Source organism: Hymenobacter algoricola, assembly GCF_039539525.1.
GTDB classification, from domain to species: Bacteria; Bacteroidota; Bacteroidia; order Cytophagales; family Hymenobacteraceae; genus Hymenobacter; species Hymenobacter algoricola.
This window is the reverse complement of record NZ_BAABDH010000036.1, coordinates 13,567-39,615: the sequence shown is the minus strand read 5'-3', so window position 1 is coordinate 39,615 and position 26,049 is coordinate 13,567. Positions and strand designations below refer to the sequence as shown.

The window sequence follows — 26,049 nt, the reverse complement described above, 5'->3', positions numbered from 1 at the left end:
TTTTCCTCAACCGCCCTGCAAACTCCACCCAACTCGTCTTGGAAACGGAAGAAATCCAGCTTGCGCCGCCTCCCCGGGGCCGCCATGGAGCCCGCACGAAGCGGGTGCGGGGCATCATTTTCCTCAAAGATGTGCTGACCCTGGGCCTCACCGCCTTCGGGGGGCCGCAGGCCCACCTGGCCATGATGCTCCGGCTGCTGGTAGATAAGCGCCGCTACCTTACGGCGGCCGAACTGCTGGAGCTGACGGCGCTGTGCCAGATTCTACCCGGCCCGACCTCCACTCAAACCATTACGGCCATCGGCTACCGCCTGGGCGGGCCTAACCTGGCCTACCTTACCGTGCTGGTCTGGATGCTGCCCGCCGTCACGTTTATGACCCTGGCGGGCCTGACCATTACGTACCTCGACAAAACCCAGGTAGCCAACCTGGTGCAGTACGTGCAGCCCATTGCGGTGGGCTTCGTGGCGTATTCGGCCTATAAGATTGCTGAGAAGGTGATTCACACCAAAACGTCGGTAGCCCTAATGGTGGCCACGGCCATGCTGGCGTACCGGTTTCAGCTGCCCTGGCTGCTGCCGCTGCTGCTGCTGGCGGGCGGCGCCATCACCACGTTCCGCTATAGTAAAATGCCAGTGCACACCGACAAGCAGCCGCTAAAGATTGAGTGGGCCAACTTTGTACTGTGGATTGGGGTGCTGATCGGGGCGGCCCTGCTGGGCTCCTACACCCGGCTGCTGCCCGTGCGGCTATTCGAGAACTTCTACCGCAACGGCAGCCTCGTCTTCGGGGGCGGGCAGGTGCTGGCTCCGCTGCTCTACGCCGAGTTTGTGGAGTTCAAGCACTACCTCACTACGCAGGAATTTTTGTCGGGCCTGGGCCTGGTGCAGGCCATGCCGGGGCCGAACTTCTCCTTCGCCTCCTACATCGGGGCACTGGCCATGCGGCGCGACGGCAGCGGCATCGGCGGGCAGGTGCTGGGCGCCCTGGTGGCGGCGGCCGGTATTTTTATGCCCGGCACCCTGCTGATCTTCTTCCTGATCCGCTTCTGGGACCAGCTCAAGCAGTACCGCGTGGTAAAGGCCTCCCTGGAAGGTATCAATGCCGTTTCGGCGGGGCTGGTGTGCGCGGCCACGTTTCTGCTCTACCACCCGCTCCCCGATACCCGGACCAACATGGGGCTGGTAGCTGCCACGTTTTTCCTGCTGCTCTGGGAGAAGGTCCCCTCCTACGCTATTGTCGCGGCGGGGCTGCTGGCGGGGGCCATTTTCTAGGTGCCCGGGGCTAAGCACCTGCTCGGCCGGCGGCGGGACAACGCCCAGCAAACCCAACAAGCCACGCTGCCAACGTAAAAAGCCACTTCCCGGCAGGAAGTGGCTTTTTACGTAACTAAGTAGCCGATGAACGGGGCGGCGGCGGCTAGCGGGGCCGCACCACCATAAGCTCGGGCAGGCGCATGAGGTAGTCGCCATAGCCGCTTTTGCGCAGGGGCTCGGCAATTTTGCGCAGCTGATCCGCGTCGATAAAGCCCTGGCGGTAGGCTACTTCCTCAATCGAGCCGACTTTCAGGCCCTGACGCTGCTCGATAACGCGCACAAACTCGCCGGCCTGCATCAGACTTTCGAAGGTGCCGGTATCAAGCCAGGCGGTACCCCGGCCCAGGATGCCGACTTTCAGCTTGCCGCGGCGCAGATACTCCTGGTTCACGTCGGTTATCTCGTATTCGCCGCGGTGGCTGGGCTTTAGGTCGCGGGCAATCTGGATAACGTCGTTGTCGTAGAAGTACAGGCCCGGCACGGCGTAGTTGCTCTTGGGCTTGTCGGGCTTCTCCTCGATGCTGAGGGCTTTTTTGTTGGCGTCGAACTCCACCACGCCGTAGCGCTCCGGATCGTGCACGTGGTAGGCATACACCACCCCGCCGTCGGGGTTGTTGTTTGAGCGGAGCAGCTCCTCAATGCCGGTGCCGTAGAAAATATTGTCGCCCAGGACCAGCGCCACCTTGTCGTCGCCGATGAAGTCGGCCCCCAGCACAAACGCCTGCGCCAGGCCGTTGGGCACTTCCTGAATCGTGTACTGAAAGTTGCAGCCCAGCGCCGAGCCGTCGCCGAGCAGCTTCTGAAACTGCGCCTGGTCGTGGGGCGTGGTGATGATCAGGATATCCTTAATGCCGGCCATCATCAGAATGGACAGCGGATAATAAATCATTGGCTTGTCGTAGATGGGCATGAGCTGCTTCGAGACAGCCAGCGTCAGCGGGTGCAGGCGCGTGCCGGAGCCGCCGGCGAGAATGATACCTTTCATATTGGGGTCTTGGGGACTTAGGGTCTTGGATTTTAGAACGTCATGCTGAGCAAAGCCGAAGCACCGCTACTGCCAAAGTAATTAATTACCACTATGGCAGAGAGGCTTCGCCGGGGAAGACGCCAGAGGCAGCATGACGACCAAAGCTAATTTCGTTCGGCAATAAACGCCTGATTTTCTTTAAACCAGCTAAGCGTTTTCTGCAGGCCTTCGCGGATGCGGATCCGGGGCTGGTAGCTCAGCAGGGTATTGGCCTTGCTGATGTCGGCCAGGGAGTCGCGGATGTCGCCGGCGCGGTCGGGGCCGTACTCGGGGGTGATGTCGGAGCCGGCTTCCTCCTTGAGGATGTTGAACAGGTCGTTGAGGGAAGTACGGTCGGCCACGGCCACGTTGTAGACCTGGTTCACGGCCGCCGGGCTCTGCACCAGCGCGGCTTTGATGTTGGCCTGCACGCAGTTTTCCACGAAGGTGAAGTCGCGGGTCTGCCCGCCGTCGCCGTTCATGCGGGGTGGCTTGCCTTCCAGCACGGCATCAATGAAGAGCGGAATTACGGCCGCGTAGGCGCCGTTCGGATCCTGGCGGGGGCCGAAGATGTTGAAGTAGCGCAGGCCGATGATTTCCATGCCGTAGGTTTTGCCGAACACGTCGGCGTACAGCTCGTTGGCGTACTTGGTCACGGCGTAGGGCGACAGGGGCTTGCCGATGCGGTCCTCCACTTTGGGCAGGGCCTTGTGGTCGCCGTAGGTCGAGGAGGAGGCCGCGTACACGAAGCGCTTCACGCCGGCTTCCTTGGCGCTCACGAGCATGTTGACGAAGCCGCCCACGTTCACGTCGTTGCTCGTAATCGGGTCGTTGATGGAGCGGGGCACCGAGCCCAGCGCCGCCTGGTGCAGCACCACGTCCACGCCCTGGCAGGCATCGATGCAGGTCTGCCGGTCGCGGATGTCGCCTTCGATAACCTGCAAAGCCGGGTTGGCGGCAAACAGCTCCACGTTCTTGCGGAAGCCGTTGGAGAAGTTATCCAGCACGCGCACCTGCTTGGCGCCGTACTTGAGCAGATATTCCACCAGATTGGAGCCGATGAAGCCCGCGCCGCCCGTCACCAGGAAGGTCAGGTTATCGAGCGGCTGGTCGTGAAATGGGGTTTCGTACATGGTTTAATTCTGAATTATGAATTATGAATTCTGAATTATGGCTTGTTCCAGGCCGATAACGCAGAGCAATTCATAACTCAGAATTCATAACTCAGAATTACTCAGCGCCCTAGCGCTGAGCGTACTGTTGGTTGTAGTATTGCTGGTAGGCGCCGCTGGTTACGTTGTTCAGCCAAGCTTCGTTTTCCAGGTACCAGTCCACGGTCTGGCTCAGGCCCTGCTCGAAGGTAACCGACGGCTTCCAGCCCAGCTCGTTCATGATCTTGCTCGAGTCGATGGCGTAGCGCAGGTCGTGGCCGGCGCGGTCCTTCACGAAGGTGATGAGCTTGCGGGACGTGCCTTGCTCCTTGCCGGTTTTCTCGTCCAGCGTGTCGCAGAGCAGGTGAATCAGCGCCAGGTTGGCCCACTCGTTCACGCCGCCGATGTTGTAGGTTTCGCCTACGGTACCCTTATGGAACACGGCGTCGATGGCGGTGGCGTGGTCTTTCACGAACAGCCAGTCGCGCACGTTTTCACCCTTGCCATACACCGGCACGGGCTGTCCGTGCTGAATGCGGTGAATGGCCAGCGGAATGAGCTTCTCGGGGAAGTGGTTCGGGCCGTAGTTGTTCGAGCAGTTCGAGAGCTTGATGGGCAGCCCGTAGGTGTGGTGCCAGGCCCGCACGAAGTGGTCGGACGCGGCTTTGGAGGCCGAGTACGGGGAGCGGGGGTCGTAGCTGGTTTCCTCGGTGAACATGTCGGGGCCGAAGTCCAGGGAGCCGTACACCTCGTCGGTGCTCACGTGGTAGAAGGTTTTGCCCTCGAAGCCCAGCGGCTTCCACAGGTTTTTGGCGGCCTGCAGCAGGTTCACCGTACCCAGCACGTTGGTTTTCACGAAGGCCAGCGGGTCGGTGATGGAGCGGTCTACGTGGCTTTCGGCGGCCAGGTGAATCACCGCGTCGGGCTCCTCGGTGGCGAAGAGCTGGTCGACGAAAGCCTGGTCGGTGATGTCGCCTTTCACCAGCCGGTAGTTGGGCGCCGATTCCACGTCGCGCAGGTTTTCCAGGTTGCCGGCGTAGGTCAGCGCGTCCAGGTTCAGAATCTGGTGCTCCGGGTACTTGGTCACGAACAGGCGCACCACGTGCGACCCAATGAAGCCGGCCCCGCCGGTGATGATGATTTTCATATCGGTGAAATTGAGAGAAGGTGAGGGCGTGAAGACTGAGCGCGAAAATCAGGGGTAATGGCTTGCCCGAAACCGGCGGCCGCTAACCCAGCATTTCCTCAGCTCACCCCTGCGCCAATGATTGTTGCCACTGCCAGGCGCTGGCCAGGGAGTCGTCCAGGGAAGTGGTGGTCTGGAAGCCCAGCACGCTGGCGGCTTTGGTAGCGTCGGCGTAGATGGCGGGCACGTCGCCGGCCCGGGGCGGGCCAATGACGTAGTTGAGCGTCTGGCCGGTGGCGCGCTCAAAGGCCTGTACCACTTCCAGTACGGTATTGCCGCGGCCGGTTCCCACGTTAAACGTTTCGACGGTCGCGCTGCTGCCTGCCAGTACGCGGCGAACCGCTACCACGTGGGCCTTGGCCAGGTCGACCACGTGGATGTAGTCGCGGATATTGGTGCCGTCGGGGGTATCGTAGACGTCGCCGTAGATGGTGAGCTTCTCGCGGATACCGGCCGCCGTCTGGGTGATAAACGGCACCAGATTGTTGGGCACCCCCAAAGGCAGCTCACCAATCCGGGCGGAAGCGTGCGCCCCAATCGGGTTGAAGTAGCGGAGCAGGATGGTCCGCAGCGGGCTGCCCGCGGCCGCGGCCACATCGTTGAGAATATCCTCGCACATCTGCTTAGTGTTGCCGTAGGGCGAGGTGGCCTTCTTCGTGGGGGTCTGCTCGGTTACGGGCAGCTTGTCGGGCACGCCATACACCGTGCAGGACGACGAGAACACCACGCTCTTCACCCCGACTTCCTCCATCACCGTCAGCAGCGCCAGCAAAGAGCCCACGTTGTTGCGGTAGTAGAGCAGCGGCTGCTGCACCGATTCGCCCACGGCCTTGGAAGCGGCAAAATGAATCACCCCCTGAATGTCGCTTTCGCGCTGAAATACGTCGCGCAGGGCGGCCACGTCGGCGCAGTCGATGCGGTAGCACGGCACGTCCACGCCCAGAATAGCGCGCAGGCCGTCCAGCACCGAGACCTGGGAGTTGCTGAAGTTATCGATGATAACCGGCTGATAGCCGGCCTCATACAGCTCCACCACGGCGTGGGAGCCAATGTAGCCGGCCCCGCCCGTTACCAGTATTTTTGTGCGTTGATCCGTCATCTGCTTACAGGCTCCAGTAGTGCATGTCCTGAATCTTACCGCGGAACAGGCCCTTGATGTCGACCAGCACGGGGTTTTCGGAGGTGATGGACTGGAAGTAGGCCTCGTCGAGCTGGGCGTAGGGCAAATGGCTTACCGCCACCAGCACCGCGTCGTAGTCTTTCCCGATTTCCTCGAAGGGCGTAAGGCGGAAGCCGTACTCGTGGTGGAGCTCGTCGGAGCTGGCGTGAGGGTCGATGATGTCGACGTTGACGGAGAAGTTTTTCAGCTCCTGAATCACGTCGGCCACCTTGGAGTTGCGGATGTCCTCCACGTTTTCCTTGAAAGTGGCGCCCATCACCAGCACCTTGCTCTTGGCCACGTCCTTGCCCTGCTTGATCATCATCTGCACCGTCTTGCGGGCAATGTAGGCGCCCATGTTGTCGTTGGTGGTGCGCCCGCTCAGAATCACTTTGGCGTCGTAGCCCAGTTCCTTGGCCTTGTAGGTCAGGTAGTACGGGTCGACGCCGATGCAGTGGCCACCGACGAGGCCGGGGGAGAACTTCAGGAAGTTCCACTTGGTGCCGGCGGCTTCCAGCACCTCGTAGGTGTTGATGTTCATGCGGTCAAAAATCATCGACAGCTCGTTCATCAGGGCAATGTTGACGTCGCGCTGGGTGTTTTCGATGATCTTGGCGGCCTCGGCCACCTTGATGCTGCTGGCCCGGTGCACGCCGGCCGTGATGACCAGCTCGTACACCTTGGCCACCAGATCCAGCGACTCGGCGTCGCAGCCGCTCACCACCTTCACGATGCGGGCCAGGGTGTGCTCCTTGTCGCCGGGGTTGATGCGCTCGGGCGAGTAGCCCACCTTGAAGTCGCCGTTGGCGAAGCTCAGCCCCGAGTGCTTTTCCATCACCGGAATGCAGTCTTCCTCGGTGCAGCCGGGGTACACGGTGCTTTCGAACACCACGTAGTCGCCTTTCTTGAGCACCTTGCCCATGGTGGTGGAGGCGCCGAGCAGGGGCCGCAGGTCGGGCTGGGCGTGCTCATCGATGGGCGTGGGCACGGCCACAATAAAGAAGGTGGCCTCGCGCAGCACGTCCAGCGAGTCGGTAAACTCGATGTCGCAGCCCTCGAAGTCCTTGGCTTCCAGTTCGCCGCTGGGGTCAACGTTATTGCGCATCAGCTCCACGCGGGCCGCGTTGATATCGAAGCCGATAACGCTGATCTGGCGGGCAAATTCGAGGGCAATAGGCAAGCCAACGTAGCCGAGGCCGATAACGGCAAGCTTGGTCTTTTTCTGGAGGAGTTGCTCGTACACGATGAGGGACTTAGGGTCTTGAAAAAAAGCTATGAGCTAACAGCTAGCGGCTGACAGCTTTTAATGAGTGCTGATACGGGAAACCTGATGATTAGTCAGTAAATAATGTTCGTGGCTTTCGGGACACCGGGCCCGGCCGGCGGCGTCGAAGGCCAGGCGGTGGCCGTAGGCGCTCATCCAGCCGTGCTGCCGGGCCGGGTTGCCGTACACCAGCGCGTAGGCCGGCACATCCTTCGTGACCACCGAGCCGGCCCCCACGAAGGCATACTCGCCCAGGCTTACCCCGCACACAATGGTGCTGTTGGCCCCGATGCTCACGCCCCGGGCCAGCCGGGTGAGCTGGTACTGCTCGCGGCGGGGCACGGCGCTGCGGGGGTTGCGCACGTTGGTAAACACCACCGAAGGACCGATAAAGACGTCATCGGCGCACTCTACGCCGGTGTACAGGCTCACGTTGTTCTGCACTTTCACGTTGCGGCCCAGCCGCACGCCGTCGGCCACCATCACGTTCTGACCGATGGTGCACCCTGCGCCCAGCTCGCAGCCCGGCATCAGGTGCGAAAAGTGCCAGATGCGGCTCCCGGGGCCAATGCGGCAGCCCTCGTCGAGGACGGCCGTGGGATGCGCAAAGTAGGCGGGGGTTTCGGTCACTGGGGCTTCGTAAGCCGCGGGGGCGCGGGCAGTTTTTCAGCCGGCAAAGGTAGGGCTTTTCAAAAGTTTATGCGCGCCGCTCCCCAGAAGTTTAGCCGGCCGCCAAATCCCGGGGCTGTGAAGTTGAGCGGCTTAGCCCGGCCAGGTGGCGCGCACCAGCCGGTCTTTGCCAAAAATATCGACCCGCGGCGCCACCTGCTGATACCCCAGGGCCTGCAGCAGCGCTCCGGTTGCGGCGGCGTACTGCTCGTTTATTTCGAAGTACAGTCCGCCGCCGGGGCGCAGGTAACGGCAGCCCAGCTCGGCAATGCGGCGGTAAAACCGCAGCGGGTCGTGGTCGGGCACAAACAGGGCGGGGCCGGGCTCGTAGTCCAGCACGTTGGCCCGCATCTGGGGCCGCTCCTTTTCCAGCACGTAGGGTGGGTTGCTGACCAGAATGCTCAGCGACGCCGGCCCCACCGCCGGGGGCTCCCGGGTCAGAATATCCACCTGCTCAAACCCGATGGCGCACCCGTACCGGGCCGCGTTGCGCCGGGCCACGGCCAGCGCTTCCGCCGAAATGTCGACGCCCCAGGCTGTTGTCGGCCGCAGGGCTACACTCAGCGCCACGGGAATGCAGCCGCTGCCGGTGCCCACGTCGAGCAGGGTGAGGCCGGCCCGGCCCTGGTTCTCGTGGATAATCAGCTGCACCAGCTCCTCGGTTTCGGGCCGCGGGATGAGCGTGGCGGGCGTCACTTCCAGCTCCAGGCCGGCGAAGTGGGCCACGCCCAGCACGTACTGCACCGGCTCGTGGCGCAGCAGGCGCTGCTGCAGCCCGGGCAGCTGCGCTTGCACGGCCGCGGGCACCGGCTCGGCAGCCTGCATGCGGCGCTGCAGCGGCGAGCAGCCCAGCAGGTGCTCCGTCACGATGCCGGCAATGGCCGCCGCCTCCGCTTCCGGGTAAAGGGCCTGCAGCGCGCGGGAAAGGTCGGTGGTGAGTTGCCGGACGGTCATGGAAAAAGCGGAAAAGTATCGGGCGGAAAGCCGCGCTTATCTGTCGCGCAGACAAACTACCTTCGGCCTTGCAAAGCTACACTCCCACCCGGTATGACTGATTTCGACACGCTGATGATGCGCCGCGCGCTGGACCTGGCCCGCCTCGGCACCGGCCACGCCCGCCCCAACCCACTGGTCGGGTGCGTGGTAACGCACGAGGGCCGCATCATTGGCGAAGGCTGGCACCGGCAGCACGGCGGCCCCCACGCCGAGGTCAACGCGCTGGCCGCCGTGGCCGACCCGCGCCTGCTAGCCGCCAGCCGGGTGTACGTGACGCTGGAGCCCTGCGCCCACTTCGGCAAAACGCCGCCCTGCGCCGAGCTGCTCATTGCCAAAGCAGTGCCCGAGGTGGTGGTGTGCAACCTGGACCCCAACCCGCTGGTGGCCGGCCGCGGCATTGAAAAGATGCGCGAGGCGGGCATCCGGGTGGAAACGGGGCTGCTCGAAGCCGAAGGGCGCTGGCTGAACCGGCGCTTTTTCACCTGCCAGGAGAAGCTGCGGCCTTACATCGTGCTGAAATGGGCTGAAACGGCCGACGGCTACCTGGCCGGCCCCTACTTTCAGCCGGTCCAGATCAGCGGCCCGCTGGCCCACCTGGCCACCCACCAGTGGCGCACCGAGGAGCAGGCCATCCTGGTGGGCACCCGCACGGCCCTGCACGACAACCCCCGCCTCAGCGCCCGCGACTGGCCCGGCCCGGACCCCATCCGCATCGTCATCGACAAAAACCTGAGCCTGCCGCCCACCCACCACCTGTTCGACGGCAAGCAGCCGACGCTGGTGTATACCTACCGCAGCCGTCCTACCCAGGGCAACCTGGGCTACATCACCCTGTCGGAAGCCGACGACCTGTTTCCGCAGCTGTTCAGCAACCTGCACCAGCGCAATGTGCAGTCGGTGCTGGTGGAAGGCGGACCCACGGTGCTCAGCTCCCTGCTGCGCGACGGCCTCTGGGACGAGCTGCGTATCATCCGCAGCCCCCGCACGCTGGGCGGCGGCATCCTGGCGCCCAAGCACGGCCTGTCGGGTCTGCACGAGCAGTTTTCCCTCGGCGAAGACCACGTATTCGTGTACCTGAAGCCCTAAGGCAAAACCCGGGTGCCGGCGGGGGGCGGAAGTCGCAACTTCGGGTCCCGTACTTTTGTCTTGCTCCCGGGAAGGCACCCGTCTCATTCTCCTGACTTTCCTTTTGTTCCTATGGCCGAAGAACTCATTCTCGATACCACGCTTACCAAAGCCGAAAAATACCGGCAGCTGCTGCCCCAGATCGAAGCCCTGACGGCCGGCGAGCCGGACCAGACGGCCAACCTGGCCAATACCGCCGCGGCCCTGCGGCAGGCGTTCGGCTTTTTCTGGGTGGGCTTTTACCTGGTGAAAGGCGACGAGCTGGTGCTGGGCCCGTTTCAGGGGCCGATAGCCTGCACCCGCATCCGGCACGGCAAAGGCGTGTGCGGCGCCAGCTGGGCCCGGGCCCAAACCCTGCTCGTGCCCGACGTGGAAGCGTTTCCCGGCCACATTGCCTGCAGCTCCGAGTCGAAATCCGAAATCGTGGTACCCATCATCCGCGACGGCCAAGTAGTCGCCGTGCTGGACGTGGACAGCGACCAGCTCAACGACTTCGACCACGACGACCAGCTGGCGCTGGAGCAGCTGGCCCCGCTGATGAGCCGCTGGTTTTAGCCGGGCCCGCCGGCACGGTTTCGGCCGGCTTCTGGTTGTGCTAAAAGGTTCTATCTTTCCCTGCCCCGGCTCCCGGCCGGCCGGGCTGCACCCTCTTTCTTCCCCTCCTACTCTGTCATGAATAAATCATTCTACCGGCTCGGCGACTGGCGGCGCAACCTGCTGCTGGTCACGGCGGCCGCCAGCCTGGCCGGACTGCCCGCCTGCTCGTCCGACAACCGCACCGCCGAGGAAACCGTCACCGACGACTGGGGCGGCGACACCTACAGCGAGGGCGTTATCACGGAGATGACCGAAGTGAAGCCCGGCCAGTGGAAAGTGACAGCGGAGCGCCCGGCCGGCAAGGAAGAGGTGGCGGCCATTCTGCACCACTTCGACGGCAAAACCGACACGCTGCAGGGCCAGGCGCTGCAGAAGCAGATGCAGGACTACAGCCGTCAGGTACCCGAAAACCGGGTGGCCGGCACCGGCATGATGGACATCCTGATGTGGAGCGGCATCGGCTACATGGCGGGCCGGTTTCTGACGCCTAACCCCGGCGCCTATGCCAACTCCGGGCTGATGCAGCGCAACCAGGGCTGGCGCCAGAACATCAGCCGGGAGCGGGAGCAGCAGGGGCGCGGCTTCTACGGCCGCGGCTTCTCGGGCAGCCGCAGCTCCCGGTCGGCGGGCATCCAGGAAAGTCCTTCCTTCTCGCGCAGCGCCTACGGCGGCACCTACCGCAGCGCGGCCCCGTCGGGTCGCAGCAGCGGCTTCGGCGGCCGCAGCGGCGGCTTTGGCGGCTAAGGTTTCCCGCGGCGTTTTCCCATCCTTTCCCTTCCCGATGATTCGTTTGCTTCCCCTGTCCGGCGACGTGACGCCCGCTATTCGCCAGCTGGGCTGGAACTGGGCCGTGGAAGAGGCCTGCGCCGCTTACCTGGCCCCCGAGGCCGTGGCCCTGCCGGCGGCGGAGGCCGAAGCCCTGCTCCAGGCCGCCGACACGCTCTACCAGCTGCTGGTCGAGTCCATTCCCGACCCCATTCCCGACGAGCTGCTGCAGCTGCTGGCCATCCCGACCGGCCTGTGGGCGGCCGTGCGCCATTCCTGGAACGATGACCGGCACTGGCACCTCTACGGCCGCTTCGACCTGGCCGCCACCGCCGACGGCATCAAGCTGCTGGAATTCAATGCCGACACCGCCACTAGCCTCCCCGAAACGGCCGTGGTACAGTGGGCCAGCCTGGTGGCGGCGGGCTATACCGAGGAGGAGCGCCAGGCCAACGGGCTGTTTGAGGGCCTGCAGAGCCAGCTCGGCGAGTGGCGCACCCGCAACCCCGACCTCGACCCCAGCCTGCTGCTGGTGCACCTGCCCGGCAGCGGCGAGGACGAAGCCAACTGCGCCATCATGGCCGAAGCGGCGCGGGCCGCAGGCTTTGCCAGCGTGCACGTCAGTCCGGTTGACGCCATGCAGGTAGTGACCCAGGGCACCGACCAGGGCGTGTGGGCCCAGACCGGGCCAGAGCAGTGGCAGCGCTTCGGCTTTCTGTTTAAGCTGGTGCCCTGGGAAATTCTGGCCGCGGAAGAGCCCGAGCTCACCCACGACCTGACCGAGCTGCTGCTCCGCCGCGACGTCATCATTGCCAACCCGGCCTACGTCCTGCTGTTCCAGAGCAAAAGCATTCTGGCGTGGCTGTGGCAGGCCTTTCCGCAGCATCCGCTGCTGCTGGAAGCGGCCCTGCAGCCCCTGCGCGGCCACCAGGTGAGCAAGCCGGTGCTGGGCCGCGAGGGACAGAACGTGACGGAGCTGCGCCCGGGTGGCCAGGCCGGCACCACCATGGCCGGCGAGTTTGCCGGGCAGCCCCAGCTGTACCAGGCCTGGGCCGAGCTGCCCACCGACCAGCAGGGACGGCGCTACCAGGCCGGCGTATTCTGGGCTGGTGAGGCCTGCGCCCTGAGCTTCCGCCGCGACGCCGGCTTTATCACCAACCTGTCGGAGTTTGTGCCCCATCTGCTGGTGTAGCCTGGGTCAGCCAACCGCACCAACCACAACGGCCGCTCCTGGTAGGAGCGGCCGTTGTGGTAAAAGGAGTACTGGCTTAGCCGGGTTCGAAGCGGCCGGGGCTTAGAACAGGGACGGCGGCGTGGTTTTCAGCTGGGCAATGATGGTCTGGCCACCTTTGACTTTTTCGCCGATCTGTACTTTCACTTCCGTATCGATGGGCACGAAGATATCGACGCGGGAGCCGAACTTGATGAAGCCGAACTCTTCGCCCTGGCTTACTTCGTCGCCCTCGTTCACGTACCACACGATGCGGCGGGCCATGGCGCCGGCAATCTGCCGGAACAGCACGAACGGCCCCACCTCCGACTCGACCACGACCGTGGTCCGCTCGTTTTTGGTGCTGCTCTTCGGGTGCCAGGCCACCAGGTAGTTGCCGGGATGATACTTGAAGTAGCGCACAATGCCCGAAATCGGGTTGCGGGTGATGTGCACGTTGATGGGCGACATGAAAATGCTGATCTGCTTGCGCACGTCGTCGAAGTACTCGGGCTCGTGCACGTCCTCAATGACCACCACCTTGCCATCGGCGGGGGCAATGATCAGGTCTTCGTGGGTGAACAGGCGGCGGGCCGGGCTGCGGAAAAACTGCAGCAGAATCAGGAAGGCCACGACCGAGGCCCCCGCGAAAATGCGGTTGAACGTGACGGCGGGCCGGTTCAGCTGAAACAGCAGCAGGTTGACCGCCAGCAGGGCCAGCAGGGTAAAAAAGAGGATGCGTCGGCCTTCTTTGTGAATCTTCATGGAGTGGCGGCAACCGCAGGAGAAGCCGTGCGGCGAGTGGCTGTGGTAAGGGTAAGCGGGGCGAATGCGCAGGCAAAGTAACGACAGGAAGCGTAAAGCTCAGCGATAGAGCCGGCCAGCTACCAAACGGCCCACTCAACCTAACGGGTCGAGTGGGCCGGAAGTTCGGCCTACGGCCGAGTCAAACCGCTCAGCAGCAGGGCAGCCTTAGAAGCCGCCGCGGAATTTGTAGGTCTGCGCTACCTTATCGATGGCTACCACGTAGGCGGCGATGCGCATCGGAATCTTGTATTTCTGGCTCGTGGCGTATACTTTCTCGAAAGCATCGGACATGATCCGGTCGGCGCGCTCGGTCACCATTTCCTCAGTCCATTTGAAGCCCTGGCGGTTTTGTACCCATTCAAAGTACGAAACCGTCACGCCGCCCGAGTTGGCCAGAATGTCGGGCACCACCATGATGCCCTTCTCGTTGATGATCGGGTCGGCGGAAGCCGAGGTCGGGCCGTTGGCGCCTTCCACAATCAGCTTGGCCTTGATGTTATGGGCGTTGTGCTCGGTAATAACGTCTTCTACGGCCGCCGGCACCAGCACGTCCACGTCGGTCAGCAGCAGGTCGTCGGCATTGTCCATCAGCACCGCGCCCTGGTAGCCGTCGAGACGGCCTTTGTGCTCGTTCTTGTAGGCAATGGCCTCGTCGATGTTGATGCCCTTCTCGTTCCAGTAGGCCCCGCTCACGTCGCTGATGGCCTTGATGGTCACGCCCTGCTCGCAGAGCAGCTTGGCGGCCCAGGAGCCCACGTTGCCGAAGCCCTGCACGGCGGCCGTAGCCTTCCTGGGGTCCATACCCAGCTTTTTCATAGCGGCCAGCGCCGACACCATCACGCCGCGGCCGGTAGCCTCGGTGCGGCCCAGAGAGCCCCCCATTACCAGGGGCTTGCCCGTAACCACGGCCGGCGAGGTGGCGCCTACCGTCTTGCTGAACTCATCCATCAGCCAGGCCATTTCGCGGGGGCCGGTGCCCATGTCGGGGGCCGGAATGTCTTTATCGGGACCAAAAACGTCTTTCAGGGCCAGCGTGTAGCCGCGGGTCAGGCGCTCAATCTCGCCGGCGCTCATCGTCGTTGGGTCGCAGATGATACCGCCTTTGGCGCCACCGTAGGGAATGTCAACCACGGCGCACTTCCAGGTCATCCAGGCCGCCAGGGCCTTCACCTCGTCGAGGTGCACGTTCTTGTCGTAGCGAATACCACCTTTCGACGGGCCCAGAATCGTGTTGTGAATCACGCGGTAGCCTTCGAACACGCGCACCTTGCCGTTGTCCATCGTGACGGGAATGTGCACGATAACCTGCTTGTCGGGCGCTTTGAGCACGTTGTAGGTTTCGTCATCGAGGCCCAGGATTTCCGTGGCCACGTTGAAGCGCGACATCATGGACTCGAGGGGATTTTCGGCATCGACGCGGGGAGCCGGTTCTTTGTACACCGTGGTGGCAGCCATACGGAAGTAGATAAGGTTGGAATGGGTGGGAAAACGGCGGCAGCTTAGCGGTGGGAAGCCGGAACCGGCGCCGGAATTATGGGGTCAAAGGTAGCAGGAATATGGCATACGCAGGAAAGCAGGGCCTGGGCATGAAAAGTTCGCCCCCACTAAAAGCACGTCATGACGTGCTAATTTGAAGTTCCTGCTTTACCCCCACAGCAGCTGGGCCAGGGCCAGCACGGGCAGAATGAACAGGAAGGCGTCGAACCGGTCGAGCAGGCCGCCGTGGCCGGGCATGATGCGGCCCGAGTCCTTCACGCCCACGCTGCGCTTGAGCATGGACTCGGCCAGGTCGCCGAGCGGGCCGAAGACGGCCACAATGCCGGCGGCCACGAGGCGGTAGGTGAGCGACAGCTCGGGCAGCAGGAAGAAGCCCAGCGCCCAGCCCATGGCCAGCGTGAGCAGGAAGCCCCCAACGGCGCCCTCCCAGGTTTTGCCGGGTGAGATTTTGGGCGCCAGCTTATGCCGGCCGAAGGTTTTGCCCGCCGCGTAGGCCCCGATGTCGGAGCACCAGACCAGAAACAGCAGGGCGAAGATGCGGCGGTAGTCGTAGGCGCCGTTGCCGTTGAAGGCTACTACGTTCAGCAGGCTCATGGGCAGGCTCACGTAGAGCAGCCCCAGCAGGGCCACGCCCACGTTGGCAAACGGGGTCAGATCCTTGTTCTGCCGGGGCCAGGAGTACATTTCCCGCAGAATCAGAATCACCGGCAGCAACAGTCCCAGAATTGTCACCGCATGCTTGGCCGCCTGAACCACGTTCAGGCCAGCTTCGTGATCCAGCGCGGAAGGGTCGCTGGCAGAATCCGGTAGCAGAGGTATGTGATAATGGGCCTTATCGTTCAGGAAAAAGATACCGGCAAACAACACCAGGCTCAGACATACCCCCAGCAAGGCCGCCGGCTTATACCCCGCCTTTTGCATCATCCGGTAAAATTCCCGCAGCATCTGGGCCTGCACGAAGGCGAAGAACAGGGCAAACGTCCAGGCGCTGTACCACACGCTGCCCAGCAGCAGCACGGCCCCGATAACGCCGAAGATGACGCGCTGCGCCAGGTTGGACATGGGCTTTTTGCCCTCGGCGGACTGGTCGGGCGGAGTTTCGGCGGGGGTAGAAGGTGCTGGCAAGGAAGCGGGATTCAGGGGAGAGGACAAACTAATTCCGGGGGGCGTCGGGCGCGGCCTCGACCACTACGCCGGCCCCGCCCAGGGTGCGGCGCGCGGCGGGCTCGGCATCGGCCGCAGCCACGGCCACGCCCCGGCTGCTGATGACGTGCATCTCGGTGGGCGGGGCCACCAGCTCCTGCTGCCAGCGCTGGTGCAGCCAGTAGAGCAGGTAGCCGGTGAGCAGCAGCGAGGCCAGCATCCAGGGCCAGGGCAGGCTCTCGGTCGAGTCGGGGTCGAAGGTAGACGAGGTCCAGTCGCGCTGCTGCACGTAGAGCAGCAGCAGCTGGAAGGCGTTCTGGGTGAAGTGGGCCACCATGGGCACCAGAATGTTGCCGCTCCACTCATATAAGTAGCCCAGGATCAGCCCCAGCACGAAGCGGGGCACGAAGCCAAAGAACTGGAAGTGAATGGCGCTGAAGATGGCCGCCGCCAGCCACACGCCCGCGTGGCGGGAGCCGAACCACTGCACCAGGTTGCGCTGAATCACGCCCCGGAACACCAGCTCCTCGCTGATGGCCGGCACCACGGCAATAACCAGCAGGCCCACCAGAAAGCGGGTGGTGGAGTTGAAGTGGGTCAGGAACTTGGTGAGCACCTGGGCGCGGTCTTCCAGCTCGCGGGCCTGCACTTCCAGCCCGTGCAGGGCGGCCGGAAAGTGCGCCTTGGCGTTCCACTCCACCAGTCCCGACATAAACGGAATGCTGCCCAGCACGAGCAGGGCCGCGGCCGCCAGCCACACCCATGACACCGGCCGGCGGGGCGTGAAGTAGTCGGCCCAGCGGTAGCCCATCAGCGAAACCAGCGCCAGCGCGGCCCCGGCAAAGCCCACGAACAGCAGCAGGCCCTGCGACAACATCGAAACGGCCCAGCCGTTGGGGTGGGCTGCCGGGTCGCGGGTCACGTTGCCCAGGCCGGCCAGCTTCACATCGTACACTAGGTAGCCGATTACCCCGATCAGGAAGCCCGCCACGCAGAAGGCCGCAAACATGAGCACCACCAGCAAAAGCAGGTTTACCACGGGGTGCAAGCGGCTGGACACGAAACCTTTCATGGGTTGGGGGGCTTGGGGACTTGGGAACTTAGGGTCTTGGTTTTTGCCTTTACCGGTTCTCAGGCCTTCCGGGGCCTGGGACGGCTTGAGCAAATGCGGGCGGAAGGTGAATACGGCAAAGCGGACGGTACGCCTTCCCAAATGAAGGCCGAACAAAATCCAAGTTACCAGGACCCTAAGCTCCCAAGACCCTAAAAGACGTAAATTTGCGCAAATTCCTGTAATAGCCTGCCCTGTGGTACACATCCGCGACATAGTTCTGCCCGATTTCCCGTTGTTGCTGGCGCCCATGGAGGACGTGTCGGACCCGCCGTTCCGGGCCGTGTGCAAGGCCAACGGCGCCGATTTGATGTACACCGAGTTTATTTCCTCGGAAGGCCTGATCCGCGACGCGGCCAAAAGCCGCAAGAAGCTCGACGTGTTCGACTACGAGCGGCCCATCGGCATCCAGCTCTTCGGCTCCGACGTGGAGACGATGGGCGAGTGCGCCCGCATCAGCACCCTGGCCGGCCCCGACCTGATTGACATCAACTACGGCTGCCCCGTGAAGCAGGTGGCCTGCCGGGGCGCCGGGGCCGCCCTGCTGCGCGACATTCCGAAGATGGTGGAAATGACCCGCGCCGTGGTGCAGAACACCCACCTGCCGGTGACGGTAAAAACCCGCCTGGGCTGGGACGAAAACACCCTGAACGTGGAGGAAGTGGCCGAGCGGCTGCAGGACGTGGGCATTGAGGCGCTGACCATTCACGGCCGCACCCGGGTGCAGATGTACAAGGGCGACGCCGACTGGCGCCTGATGGCCAAAATCAAGGAAAACCCGCGCATCAAAATCCCGATTTTCGGCAACGGCGATATCGACTCGCCCCAGAAGGCGCTGGAGTACAAGAACCGCTATGGCGTCGATGGCATCATGGTGGGCCGCGCCAGCATCGGCTACCCCTGGATTTTCCGCGAAATCAAGCACTTCGTGGCTACCGGCGAGCTGCTGGCCCCGCCCACGGTGGAGGAGCGCGTGGCCATGTGCCGGATGCACTTCGAGAAAAGCATCGAGTGGAAGGGCGAGCGGGCCGGCATCTTCGAGATGCGCCGTCACTACGCCCACTACTTCCGCGGGCTGGAAGGCGCCAAGCAGTGGCGCATGCGCCTGGTCGAAACCGGCTCGATAGACGAGGTGCAGGCCATTCTGGAGGAAATTACGGCGGCCGAGCCGGTGCTGGCAGGGTAGTTTCTCCTAATTTTTTTTCTCGCGACTGTCATGCTGAGCGAAGTCGAAGCATCTCGCGTGCTGACGTCCGATTAGTAGTCTAACGACGCCACGCGAGATGCTTCGACTTCGCTCAGCATGACGTTCTTTTCTTAGTTGCTCCCACCCCAATGCCCACTCCTACCGCGCCGGCCATTGCCACCGCCCCGACGGCTACTCCGGTAGCCTTGGCCCCGCCCCACCGCACGCCAGCCTCGGCCTGGGTGCTGCTTATCACGCTGGCCACCATCTGGGGCACCTCGTTCATTCTGATGAAGAAAGGGCTGGTGGTGTTTTCGGCCATGGAGCTGGGCGCGGCCCGCGTCACGGTGGCCGCGCTGATTCTGCTGCCTTTTGCCCTGCGCCACCTGCCCCGGCTGGAGCGGCCCCGCATCAAGTGGCTGGTATTGGCCGGTGTGGTGGGCACGCTGCTGCCGGCGTTCCTGTTTGCCTACGCCGAAACCAAGCTGGCCTCGGGCCTGGCCGGGGTGCTCAACGCCCTGACGGCCGTGTTTACGCTGGTGGTGGGCGCCTTGTTCTTCGGGCAAAAGCTCACCCCGCTGCGGGTAGTGGGCATCGCGCTGGGGCTGGTGGGCACAGTGGTGCTGATGCTGCTCGGCGGCAGCGGGGGCGCGGCCACGCCCAGCGGGGAAGGCAACGCCTGGTACGGCCTGTATATCGTGCTGGCCACGGTGGGCTACGGCATCAGCGTGAACGTGATTAAAAACCACTTGCACGGCATTCCGCCCCTGGCCGTCACGGGGCTGCTGCTGCTGTTTATCGGCGGCCCGGCCCTGGCGTATCTGCTGCTGGGCACCGAGTTTCTGCACAAGCTGGCCACGGTGCCGGGGGCCTGGAAAGCCTTTGGCTACATTGCCCTGCTGGCCACCATGAGCACGGCCGTAGCCATGGTGCTGTTCAACAAGCTCATCCAGCAGTCGACGGCGCTGTTCGCGGCTTCCAACACCTACCTCGTGCCCATCATGGCCCTGGCCTGGGGGGTGCTCGACGGCGAGGCCTTCAACCTGTGGCACCTGCTGGGCATGCTGATTATCCTGGTCAGCGTAGCTATCATTCACCGGGCGAAGTAAAGATGGTAACGCGAAGTTTCACTTCGCGAGGCGTTAGGGCGACTATCGTTCTGATGGCGCGGCCGCCTCGCGAAGTGAAACTTCACGTTACCACGCCACCCCCAGCCCGAACTGCACCCAGGCGTGGTGGCGGCCGCCTTCGAGCTCCGGTGTAATCCAGGTGGCGGAGGTGCGGAAGCTCACGCTGCCATAGGCGGCCACCAGACTGGTGGTAGCCTGGCCTACGGTGCGCGAAATCTGGCGGGCCGGCAGCGTGTACGGGCTCGAACGATTGAATAAGCCGCCCTGCATAGCGGCGTTATAGCCCACCAGCCGGCCTTCGACCTGTCCCGTGGCATAGAGCTGCACTTTCTGCCCCAGATTCCGGCGCGGTCCGACGGCCACGCCCAGGTTGCTGAAATATGGATTCATCTGGCCCACTCGCAGCAATAGCCCGGCCGCGCCAAACGTATTCAAAGTACCCAAAGAGGCCTGACCACTGCCAATCAGCTCGGCGGCCCGGCCAGCGGCCAGCAGCTGCTTTTCGTAGCCCACAGTATAGCCCAGCACCAGGTCGTGGCGGATCTGGAAGTCCCAGCCCCGGGGCGTGGGGGCGTCGAGCAGGCGGTGCACGGCGGTCTGGAAGCCCTTGGCCCCGGCGGCCGGGCCGATGAAGCCGAGGTTGAGGCCGGAGGTGAGGCGCTGGTGCTTTTCCTCATTGGTGGCCACCCGGTAGAGCGTGGCGTAGATGTAGGAGGCGTAGGGCCGGTCGCCGCGGCGGATGGTGTCGTCCTGAATGCGCAGGGGCGTGAACCCGTCGTAATACAGCTTGACGCCGTGGTGCTTTACGGCCCCGGCCGGACCGGGCAGCAGGATCCTGTTGACGGGCGACCGGCGCAAAACCGGCAGCACCACGTTCAGCGTCATGCCCTGGGTGAAGTAGTAGTCGGTGCGGAAGAAGGCGTCGTTGGCGAAGGTGTACTGGATGAGCCGGTCGGGGCTGGTGAGGCTGTCGGGCACCGACTGCGCGCAGGCCGCCGAGGTCGTTATGGCTAGCAGCACCGGAAGTAGAAGGAGAAAACGCATCATAAAAGGCTAGCGAATAGAAAAAACGAACGGCCATACTCCATCTGGCGTCCGCTTGCCGAAGCATCTCGCGTGGCGTCGTTTGAGTTACTGCTTCAGCGTCAGCACGCGAGATTCCTCGACTTCACTCGGAATGACGTGCTTTAGTGGAATAGCAGCCTGAAAATCACGCATACGCCGGGCTCAGGTAGCAATACGGCCACTCCAGCCAACGTCCCTGCTTACCGGCCCGTTCCGCGTTGTGGCGCACGTAATCGAGCAGGCGAAGCAGCTCGGCGGGGTCATCTACGGCGTAGTCGTAGCTGCCGGTTTGCCAGAAGTGGGCCGCCGGCGGCAGAGTGGTGCGCAGCAGGCGGCGGCTTTGGGCGGCGGTGCGCTGGTGCAGCAGCTGCAGCGATTTATAGAGCGACGCCCCGCTGGCCGCCGGCAGGTGCAGCACGGCGTGCACGTGGTTGGGCAGCAGCGCGAAGCCCAATACCCGAAACCCCAGCTCCTCCAGCAGCATCAGCTCCCCGGCCACGATTTCGGCTATCTTCTCCTTTTCCAGAAACGTCGGGCCCACGGTAGCGGCGTCGAGCAGAGCGTCGAAGCCGGCGAAGAACCTCTTCTCGGCGCGGCGCAGCGCGGCCTGGTACACGGCCGCATCGGTCAGCTGCCGGGCCGCTTCCTGCGCCTGCTGCCGCTGCCGGTGCAGCGCCCGAAAGGCCCGCGCCGGCACCGAGCCGGCCAGGCGGAAAGTGGTGAACAGCGTTTCGCCGGGCGGCAGGGCCGGAGCAGTGGTGGCAGCCATAGCAATCAGCCCGCGGGCTGCAAAACGCCGTTGGTTTCCAGCAGCCCACCGCTTTCCACCAGCTGCTGCACGGCCGCGTCGATCTGCTGGCGCATTTCCTCGCCGGGCCGGGCGAAGCCCAGCAGGCGCGCCACCGGCAGCAGCACGGCCGGCCGTTCCAGCGCGAAGCTGTGCCGCACCACCGTCAGCACGGCGCGGGCCAGCTCCTCGGGGGCCACCAAGCCCGGCTTGCGCGAGGCCGCCGGCAGCGCACTTCGGTCGCGCAGGGGCGCGGCCGCCGCCGGCATTATCGGGGCCCAGAGAAAGTCGCCTTCCGGCCGGATATGGCGCAGGTTGCCCGCCAGCCGGGCCGCCGCCGCCACGCTGGCCCGGATGCGGGAGCCCACCTGGGTAGCCCCGCTGGCCAGGGCCAGCCGCCGCGTCACCTCGTCGATATGCACCGGGCTTTCCACGGCCACCACCTGTGCCACCCAGGTTGCCAGCCGGCCCATCGGGTGCTGGTGCAGGTCCAGCTCGGCTACGGCGGCCGGCAGCTGCGCCAGCTGGTAGGCCGCTGCCAGCGCCACCGGCCCCGCCGGCGCATCCTCCCGCTCGATTCCGGTCGGCGCTTCCGGTTCCGGCGTCAGTTCCTCCTGTGGCTCATCGGCTTCATCGAGGGCAGCGAGGCGGCGGGCTTCTTCGATGGCCTGCACGGCGCGCTCGGTTTCGCGGGCCGGGTCCCGAAACCAGTCGGTGCTCCAGATGCGGTGCAGGCGCCAGCCCACGTTTTCGAGCACCTGCTGGCGCAGCCGGTCCCGGTCGCGGGCCGAGCGGGCGCTGTGGTACATGGCCCCGTCGCACTCGATGCCCAGCACGTAGCGGCCGGGCTGGTCGGGGTCCACCACGGCCAGGTCGATATAGAAGCCCTGGGAGCCAATCTGGGGGCGCACGAGGTAGCCGCGGGCGGTGAGGGCGCGGTGCACGGCTTCTTCAAACGGCGACTCCATAGCCCGGCCGGTGTCCTCGTTCTGGTTCAGGCGGCCGTGTTGGGCGAAGCCAAGGAAGGTTTTGAGCGCCGCTACGCCTTTGGCATTGGTCCTGGTGAGGTCGAGGTCGTCGGCGGTGAGGTTGGTGAAGACTTCGCAGCGCTGCTTGGCGCGGGTGATGAGCACGTTGAGGCGCCGCTCGCCGCCCTCGCCGTTGAGCGGCCCGAAGCTCATGCTCAGGTAGCCCTCCCGGGTGCGGCCGTAGCCGATGCTGATCAGAATCACGTCCCGCTCGTCGCCCTGCACATTTTCCAGGTTCTTCACGAAGAAGGGCTCGTGCGCGTGGCGGTTGAAAAACGCTTCGGTTTCGGGGTGCTGGCGGCGGCGCATTTCCAGCGCATCCTGGATGGCCTGGCGCTGGGCCGTGCTGAAAGCCACCACGCCCAGCGTGAGCTTGGGGGTGGTGCGGGCGTGGTGCAGCACGGCTTCGGCCACCGCGGCGGCTTCTAGCGGGTTGGTGCGGGTGGTGCCCCGCTCGTAGTGGGTGTCGGGCAGCTGGTGGTAGACCAGCCCCAGCTGCCCCTGCCCGCCGGGGCTGGGAAATATCACCAGCTGATCGTCGTAGAACAGGTGGTTGGAGGCCGCAATCAGGGACTGGTGCAGGCTGCGGTAGTGCCAGCGCAGCATCCGCTCGGGCATCTGCCGGGCTTTGCACAGCTCCAGAATGCTCTGGATGTCGGCCGTCACGTTGTCCTCGTCGGCTTCCTCCCCGGCCCCGGTAAGCGAGTCAAAAAACGAGGTGGGCGGCAGCTGCTTCGAGTCGCCGACCACCATCAGCTGGCGGCCGCGGGCAATGGCGCCCAGCGCGTCGACGGGCTTCACCTGGCTGGCCTCATCGAACACCACGAGGTCGAACTCGACCGCGCCCGGCGGCAGGTAGCTGGCCACCGACAGCGGCGACATCATAAACACCGGCTTGATGGCCTGCACCGCGCGGCCGGCCTGCTGCATGAGCCGGCGCAGGGGCAGGTGGCGGGTTTTCTTGGCAAACTCATTTTTCAACAGGAGCATCTGCCCGCTGGCCTGCTGGTTCGGCAGCTGGCTGAAGTGCTGCTGCATGGCCCGCACCCGGTTGTGGTAGAGCGAGTCCTCATCGGCCTGGCGGAAGCGGGCGGCGGTTTCCTCATGGCCGGCGCGCTCAAACTGCCGCAGGGCCGGGTGCTGCTCGTAGGCCAGCTTCTGCAGATATTCCAGCCAGGTCTGGCGCACGGCCGCTCCCAGCAAGTGCGCGGCCGGCTCCCACTTCTCGGCCAGGGCCAGCAGCTCCGGCAGCTGCTCCTGCCGCACGGCCGCGGCCACGTTGTTCCACTCGGTGGTCAGGCGCAGCGCGGGCAGGTCGGCGGCCCAGGCTTGCAGCGTCGCCCGCTGGCTTTCGAAGGGCTGAAACTGCAGGCGGCCGTCGGGGCCGAAGCGGCGGGCTTCGTTGAGCTGCAGGGCCTCGGCCACGGCCTGCAGGGCGGCGCGGTGTTGGACCAGGGCCGCTTCCAGCGTCGCCAAAGGCGCGGCTACTGCTGCGGGCTGCGGATTTTGGGCCAGGTACTCCAGCAGCGCCGCCGGCAGCTCGCCCCGGCTGATGCGCTGGTGGGTGAGCGTGAGGTACTGCCAGGTTTTGGTCAGGGCGGGCCAGCCGGAGCGCGGACCCTGCCAGGCGGGGCCGAACAGGCCGGTCATCAGCGGCGCGGCTGCGGTCAGGGTCTGCTCGTGGCGGGCCGCTTCGTGAATGGCGTCGATGGTCTGGATAATGCCGGCGGCTTCGGCGGGCAGGGGGCCGCGCCAGAGGCTTTGCAGGCGCTTTTTGGCCTGGCCGTAGTCGCCGCTCAGGAAGTTCCACCACTTGTCGCCGTAAGTCAGGAAGGCGGCCCGCTCCAGGAGCAGCGGCTGGCCCCAGGCTTCGGGCAGCAGCGTGGACTCGTGCCGGCGGCGCAGCTCGGCGTGGGCAGCACCGGCCTGCAGAGCTTCGGCAATCCGGCCCGCCTGGGCAAGCCAGGCGCTATCAGCCACCGCCATGCCACCCAGTGCCGGAGCCAGCTGAGCGTGGCGGGCGGCGGGCAGCAGGGCTTCGGCGGCGGCACGGTCGAAGGAGGCAGGCAGGCCCAGGTGGTGCGCCAACGACTCGGCGGCCCCATGCAGCGCGGCTATGGCTAGCCCGGCTTCGCGCAGCCGGACCGCTAGGTCCTCCTGCCCGGCGGGGAGCAGCACCGTCAGCTCACTGCCCCAGAACAGCAGCTTTCCGGGCACCCCGATTTTCTGCAGCGTGGCCTGCACCCGAGCGGCCAGGGCTTCGGCCTGGGCGGCGTCGGCATCGGTCCAGGCGGGCAGGTTGGCGAAGCTCAGGCGGGGCAGCTCCACGGCGCCGCGCTCCTCGTTCAGCTTCAGCAGCTCGCCGACAACCTGCTGGGCGGTGCGGCGGCTGCGACCCAGGGGCACATTCACGGCTAGCGCATAATCGTTGAGGGCCGCGCGGTAGCGGGGCAGCTGGGCCATCTGGTCGGCCACCACAGGCACGGCGGCGGGGCGGCCCAGGGCCAGGGTGGCTTTCAGCTCGTCGTGCAGGGCTTTCTTGTTGGCTTTGTGGCTGTGCAGCTCCAGGCAGGCCGCGCCCAGCCCCAGGTTATCCAGCCGGCGCTTCACCACTTCCAGGGCCGCCATCTTCTCGGCCACGAACAGCACCTTCTTACCCGCCCCGATGGCCTCGGCCAGCAGGTTGGCAATGGTCTGCGACTTGCCGGTGCCGGGCGGACCCTGAATCACGAGGTTACGGCCTTCGTGCACGGCCAGCAGCGCCAGCAGCTGGGACGAGTCGGCGTCGAGCACCTGGTGCAGCTCGTGGGCGGGGCTTTCGGTGTCGAGGAAAGCCGTGTCGCCGATGGTGGGGGCCGCGTCGCGGAAGCCGGTGTCGGGGCCCAGCAGGGCGGCAATGGCGGGATGGTCGAGCAGCGGCGCTTCGGCGGGCCAGAGGGCCGGGTCCAGGTCGCGGTAGAGCAGAAACTTGCCGAAGGAGAAGAAGCCCAGCGCAATGCGGTCGGGCTGCACCTGCCAGCGCGGCATCCCCGCCACGGCCGCCGCCACCGCTGCGAAGTAGTCGGCGGGGCGCAGGTCATCGTCGGCTTCGGGCAGGGGCAGCGCCAGGCCGAAGCCGGCGCGCAGCTTGGCCTGCAACGACAGGTTGCCTTCGGTTTCGGCACCGGTGTGGCGCAGCTTAAACCGCTCGGCGGCGGTGCCGCGCTCCAGCAGCACGGGCACCAGCAGCAGTGGGGCCTGCCGCGGCTCCGGACTGCTGTCGGCCTCGTACCAGGTGAGCTGGCCCAGGGCGAGGTAGAGAATATTCACGCCCTGCTCTTCCAGGCTGGTGCGGGCCGCGTAGTAGGTGTTGAGCAGGCGGGTTTCGAGCTTGGTCTGGGGCTCCGCGGTTTGCAGCTTGTTGTCCCCGCTTGCCGCTACCGGCGCGGGGCAGGGCGCCTCCCCCCCCAACCCCGCATCTGCTTTATGCGCAGAGTCCGAAAAAGGAGAGGGGGAGCCGGACGATTCTGCTACGTCGGATACTTCCTGGGAGGCTCCTGTCGGCAGGGCCATGGGCGGATTTTCAGCCTCCGTCACACCCAAAAAGTACATCATCTTGCCCTGGCGCACCAGCACCCCATACACCGCCGCCGACTCTTCCTGTACTACCTGCACCCCGCGGGCCGGGGAGAGGCGGAAGTTCAGCAGCGGATTGCGCAGGCCCAGATCCAGCAGCTCCTCGCGGGAGGCCTGCAGGCGGGTGAGCAGCGCGTTAACGGGAAGAGCGGACTCGTTTTCCATAAAAATAGCGCGTAAACAATTGGGCGTAACGTAAGTCGGGCTTTGACTAGCAAACCAAACCGCCAACTTAG

21 protein-coding genes are annotated in these 26,049 nt (G+C 64.8%); 7 read left to right on the top strand and 14 right to left on the bottom strand.

Translation table 11 applies throughout. From position 1 onward, the window contains the following. Window positions 1-38: 38 nt before the first annotated feature. Window positions 39-1,274 (top strand): chromate efflux transporter, encoded by a 1,236-nt coding sequence (gene chrA, locus ABD842_RS09680; RefSeq protein ID WP_345112960.1) that lies wholly within the window; start codon window positions 39-41, stop codon window positions 1,272-1,274. 145 nt (window positions 1,275-1,419) lie between these two features. Here chrA and rfbA read toward each other — a convergent pair whose 3' ends face one another. The 7 genes from rfbA to prmC form a co-directional block, all read right to left on the bottom strand. Beyond that, window positions 1,420-2,301, bottom strand: a complete 882-nt coding sequence (gene rfbA, locus ABD842_RS09675; RefSeq protein ID WP_345112958.1) for a glucose-1-phosphate thymidylyltransferase RfbA — start codon at window positions 2,299-2,301, stop codon at window positions 1,420-1,422. 146 nt (window positions 2,302-2,447) lie between these two features. Beyond that, window positions 2,448-3,455 (bottom strand): SDR family oxidoreductase, encoded by a 1,008-nt coding sequence (locus ABD842_RS09670; RefSeq protein ID WP_345112957.1) that lies wholly within the window; start codon window positions 3,453-3,455, stop codon window positions 2,448-2,450. 109 nt (window positions 3,456-3,564) lie between these two features. Continuing rightward, entirely contained in the window at window positions 3,565-4,620 is a 1,056-nt protein-coding gene (rfbB, locus tag ABD842_RS09665) for a dTDP-glucose 4,6-dehydratase (RefSeq protein ID WP_345112956.1), read from the bottom strand. Window positions 4,621-4,723: 103 nt separating this feature from the next. Next, window positions 4,724-5,758 carry a UDP-glucose 4-epimerase GalE gene (gene galE, locus ABD842_RS09660; protein ID WP_345112954.1) on the bottom strand — a complete coding sequence of 345 codons (1,035 nt, stop codon included), beginning with the start codon at window positions 5,756-5,758 and terminating at the stop codon, window positions 4,724-4,726. Between the two features lie 4 nt (window positions 5,759-5,762). Continuing rightward, window positions 5,763-7,061: a nucleotide sugar dehydrogenase gene (locus ABD842_RS09655; protein ID WP_345112952.1), complete on the bottom strand. Its 1,299-nt coding sequence runs from the start codon at window positions 7,059-7,061 to the stop codon at window positions 5,763-5,765. Between the two features lie 60 nt (window positions 7,062-7,121). Then, window positions 7,122-7,712: an acyltransferase gene (locus tag ABD842_RS09650; protein WP_345112950.1), complete on the bottom strand. Its 591-nt coding sequence runs from the start codon at window positions 7,710-7,712 to the stop codon at window positions 7,122-7,124. Between the two features lie 132 nt (window positions 7,713-7,844). Further along, window positions 7,845-8,705: a peptide chain release factor N(5)-glutamine methyltransferase gene (gene prmC / locus ABD842_RS09645; protein WP_345112948.1), complete on the bottom strand. Its 861-nt coding sequence runs from the start codon at window positions 8,703-8,705 to the stop codon at window positions 7,845-7,847. A 93-nt stretch (window positions 8,706-8,798) separates the two neighbouring features. Between prmC and ribD the strand changes: the two genes are divergently transcribed. The 4 genes from ribD to ABD842_RS09625 all read left to right on the top strand — a co-directional run bounded on the left by ribD (window position 8,799) and on the right by ABD842_RS09625 (window position 12,426). Beyond that, complete coding sequence (gene ribD / locus ABD842_RS09640; RefSeq protein ID WP_345112946.1) at window positions 8,799-9,833, top strand: bifunctional diaminohydroxyphosphoribosylaminopyrimidine deaminase/5-amino-6-(5-phosphoribosylamino)uracil reductase RibD; 1,035 nt, start codon at window positions 8,799-8,801, stop codon at window positions 9,831-9,833. A 111-nt stretch (window positions 9,834-9,944) separates the two neighbouring features. Then, window positions 9,945-10,427, top strand: coding sequence for a GAF domain-containing protein (locus ABD842_RS09635; protein WP_345112945.1), 483 nt, complete (start codon window positions 9,945-9,947; stop codon window positions 10,425-10,427). Between the two features lie 117 nt (window positions 10,428-10,544). After that, complete coding sequence (locus ABD842_RS09630; RefSeq protein ID WP_345112943.1) at window positions 10,545-11,213, top strand: Cj0371 family chemotaxis-regulating polar lipoprotein; 669 nt, start codon at window positions 10,545-10,547, stop codon at window positions 11,211-11,213. Between the two features lie 37 nt (window positions 11,214-11,250). Next, window positions 11,251-12,426, top strand: a complete 1,176-nt coding sequence (locus ABD842_RS09625; protein WP_345112942.1) for a glutathionylspermidine synthase family protein — start codon at window positions 11,251-11,253, stop codon at window positions 12,424-12,426. A 102-nt stretch (window positions 12,427-12,528) separates the two neighbouring features. On the opposite strand, the gene ABD842_RS09620 is transcribed toward ABD842_RS09625, so the two are convergent. From ABD842_RS09620 to ABD842_RS09605, 4 genes are all read right to left on the bottom strand, one after another. Then, a complete protein-coding gene (locus ABD842_RS09620; protein ID WP_345112940.1) occupies window positions 12,529-13,209 on the bottom strand; it encodes a phosphatidylserine decarboxylase family protein in 681 nt (226 codons plus the stop codon). 207 nt (window positions 13,210-13,416) lie between these two features. Then, the gene (locus ABD842_RS09615) at window positions 13,417-14,706 is read right to left on the bottom strand and encodes a Glu/Leu/Phe/Val family dehydrogenase (RefSeq protein ID WP_345112939.1); all 1,290 of its coding nucleotides are present in this window, start codon (window positions 14,704-14,706) and stop codon (window positions 13,417-13,419) included. Window positions 14,707-14,895: 189 nt separating this feature from the next. Continuing rightward, window positions 14,896-15,873 carry a phosphatidate cytidylyltransferase gene (locus ABD842_RS09610; RefSeq protein WP_345112938.1) on the bottom strand — a complete coding sequence of 326 codons (978 nt, stop codon included), beginning with the start codon at window positions 15,871-15,873 and terminating at the stop codon, window positions 14,896-14,898. Window positions 15,874-15,901: 28 nt separating this feature from the next. Further along, window positions 15,902-16,963, bottom strand: a complete 1,062-nt coding sequence (locus tag ABD842_RS09605) for a CPBP family intramembrane glutamic endopeptidase (RefSeq protein WP_345112936.1) — start codon at window positions 16,961-16,963, stop codon at window positions 15,902-15,904. Between the two features lie 235 nt (window positions 16,964-17,198). On the opposite strand from ABD842_RS09605, the gene dusB reads away from it, so the two are divergent. After that, complete coding sequence (gene dusB, locus ABD842_RS09600) at window positions 17,199-18,188, top strand: tRNA dihydrouridine synthase DusB (RefSeq protein WP_345112934.1); 990 nt, start codon at window positions 17,199-17,201, stop codon at window positions 18,186-18,188. A 149-nt stretch (window positions 18,189-18,337) separates the two neighbouring features. Beyond that, on the top strand, window positions 18,338-19,297 hold the full coding sequence (locus ABD842_RS09595; RefSeq protein WP_345112932.1) for a DMT family transporter: 960 nt from the start codon (window positions 18,338-18,340) through the stop codon (window positions 19,295-19,297). A gap of 87 nt (window positions 19,298-19,384) precedes the next feature. Here ABD842_RS09595 and ABD842_RS09590 read toward each other — a convergent pair whose 3' ends face one another. From ABD842_RS09590 to ABD842_RS09580, 3 genes are all read right to left on the bottom strand, one after another. Continuing rightward, the gene (locus ABD842_RS09590) at window positions 19,385-20,362 is read right to left on the bottom strand and encodes a lipid A deacylase LpxR family protein (protein WP_345112930.1); all 978 of its coding nucleotides are present in this window, start codon (window positions 20,360-20,362) and stop codon (window positions 19,385-19,387) included. A 166-nt stretch (window positions 20,363-20,528) separates the two neighbouring features. Then, window positions 20,529-21,152 (bottom strand): hypothetical protein, encoded by a 624-nt coding sequence (locus ABD842_RS09585; protein ID WP_345112928.1) that lies wholly within the window; start codon window positions 21,150-21,152, stop codon window positions 20,529-20,531. Between the two features lie 5 nt (window positions 21,153-21,157). Beyond that, window positions 21,158-25,978: an anti-phage protein ProA gene (locus ABD842_RS09580; protein ID WP_345112926.1), complete on the bottom strand. Its 4,821-nt coding sequence runs from the start codon at window positions 25,976-25,978 to the stop codon at window positions 21,158-21,160. Window positions 25,979-26,049: the final 71 nt, after the last annotated feature.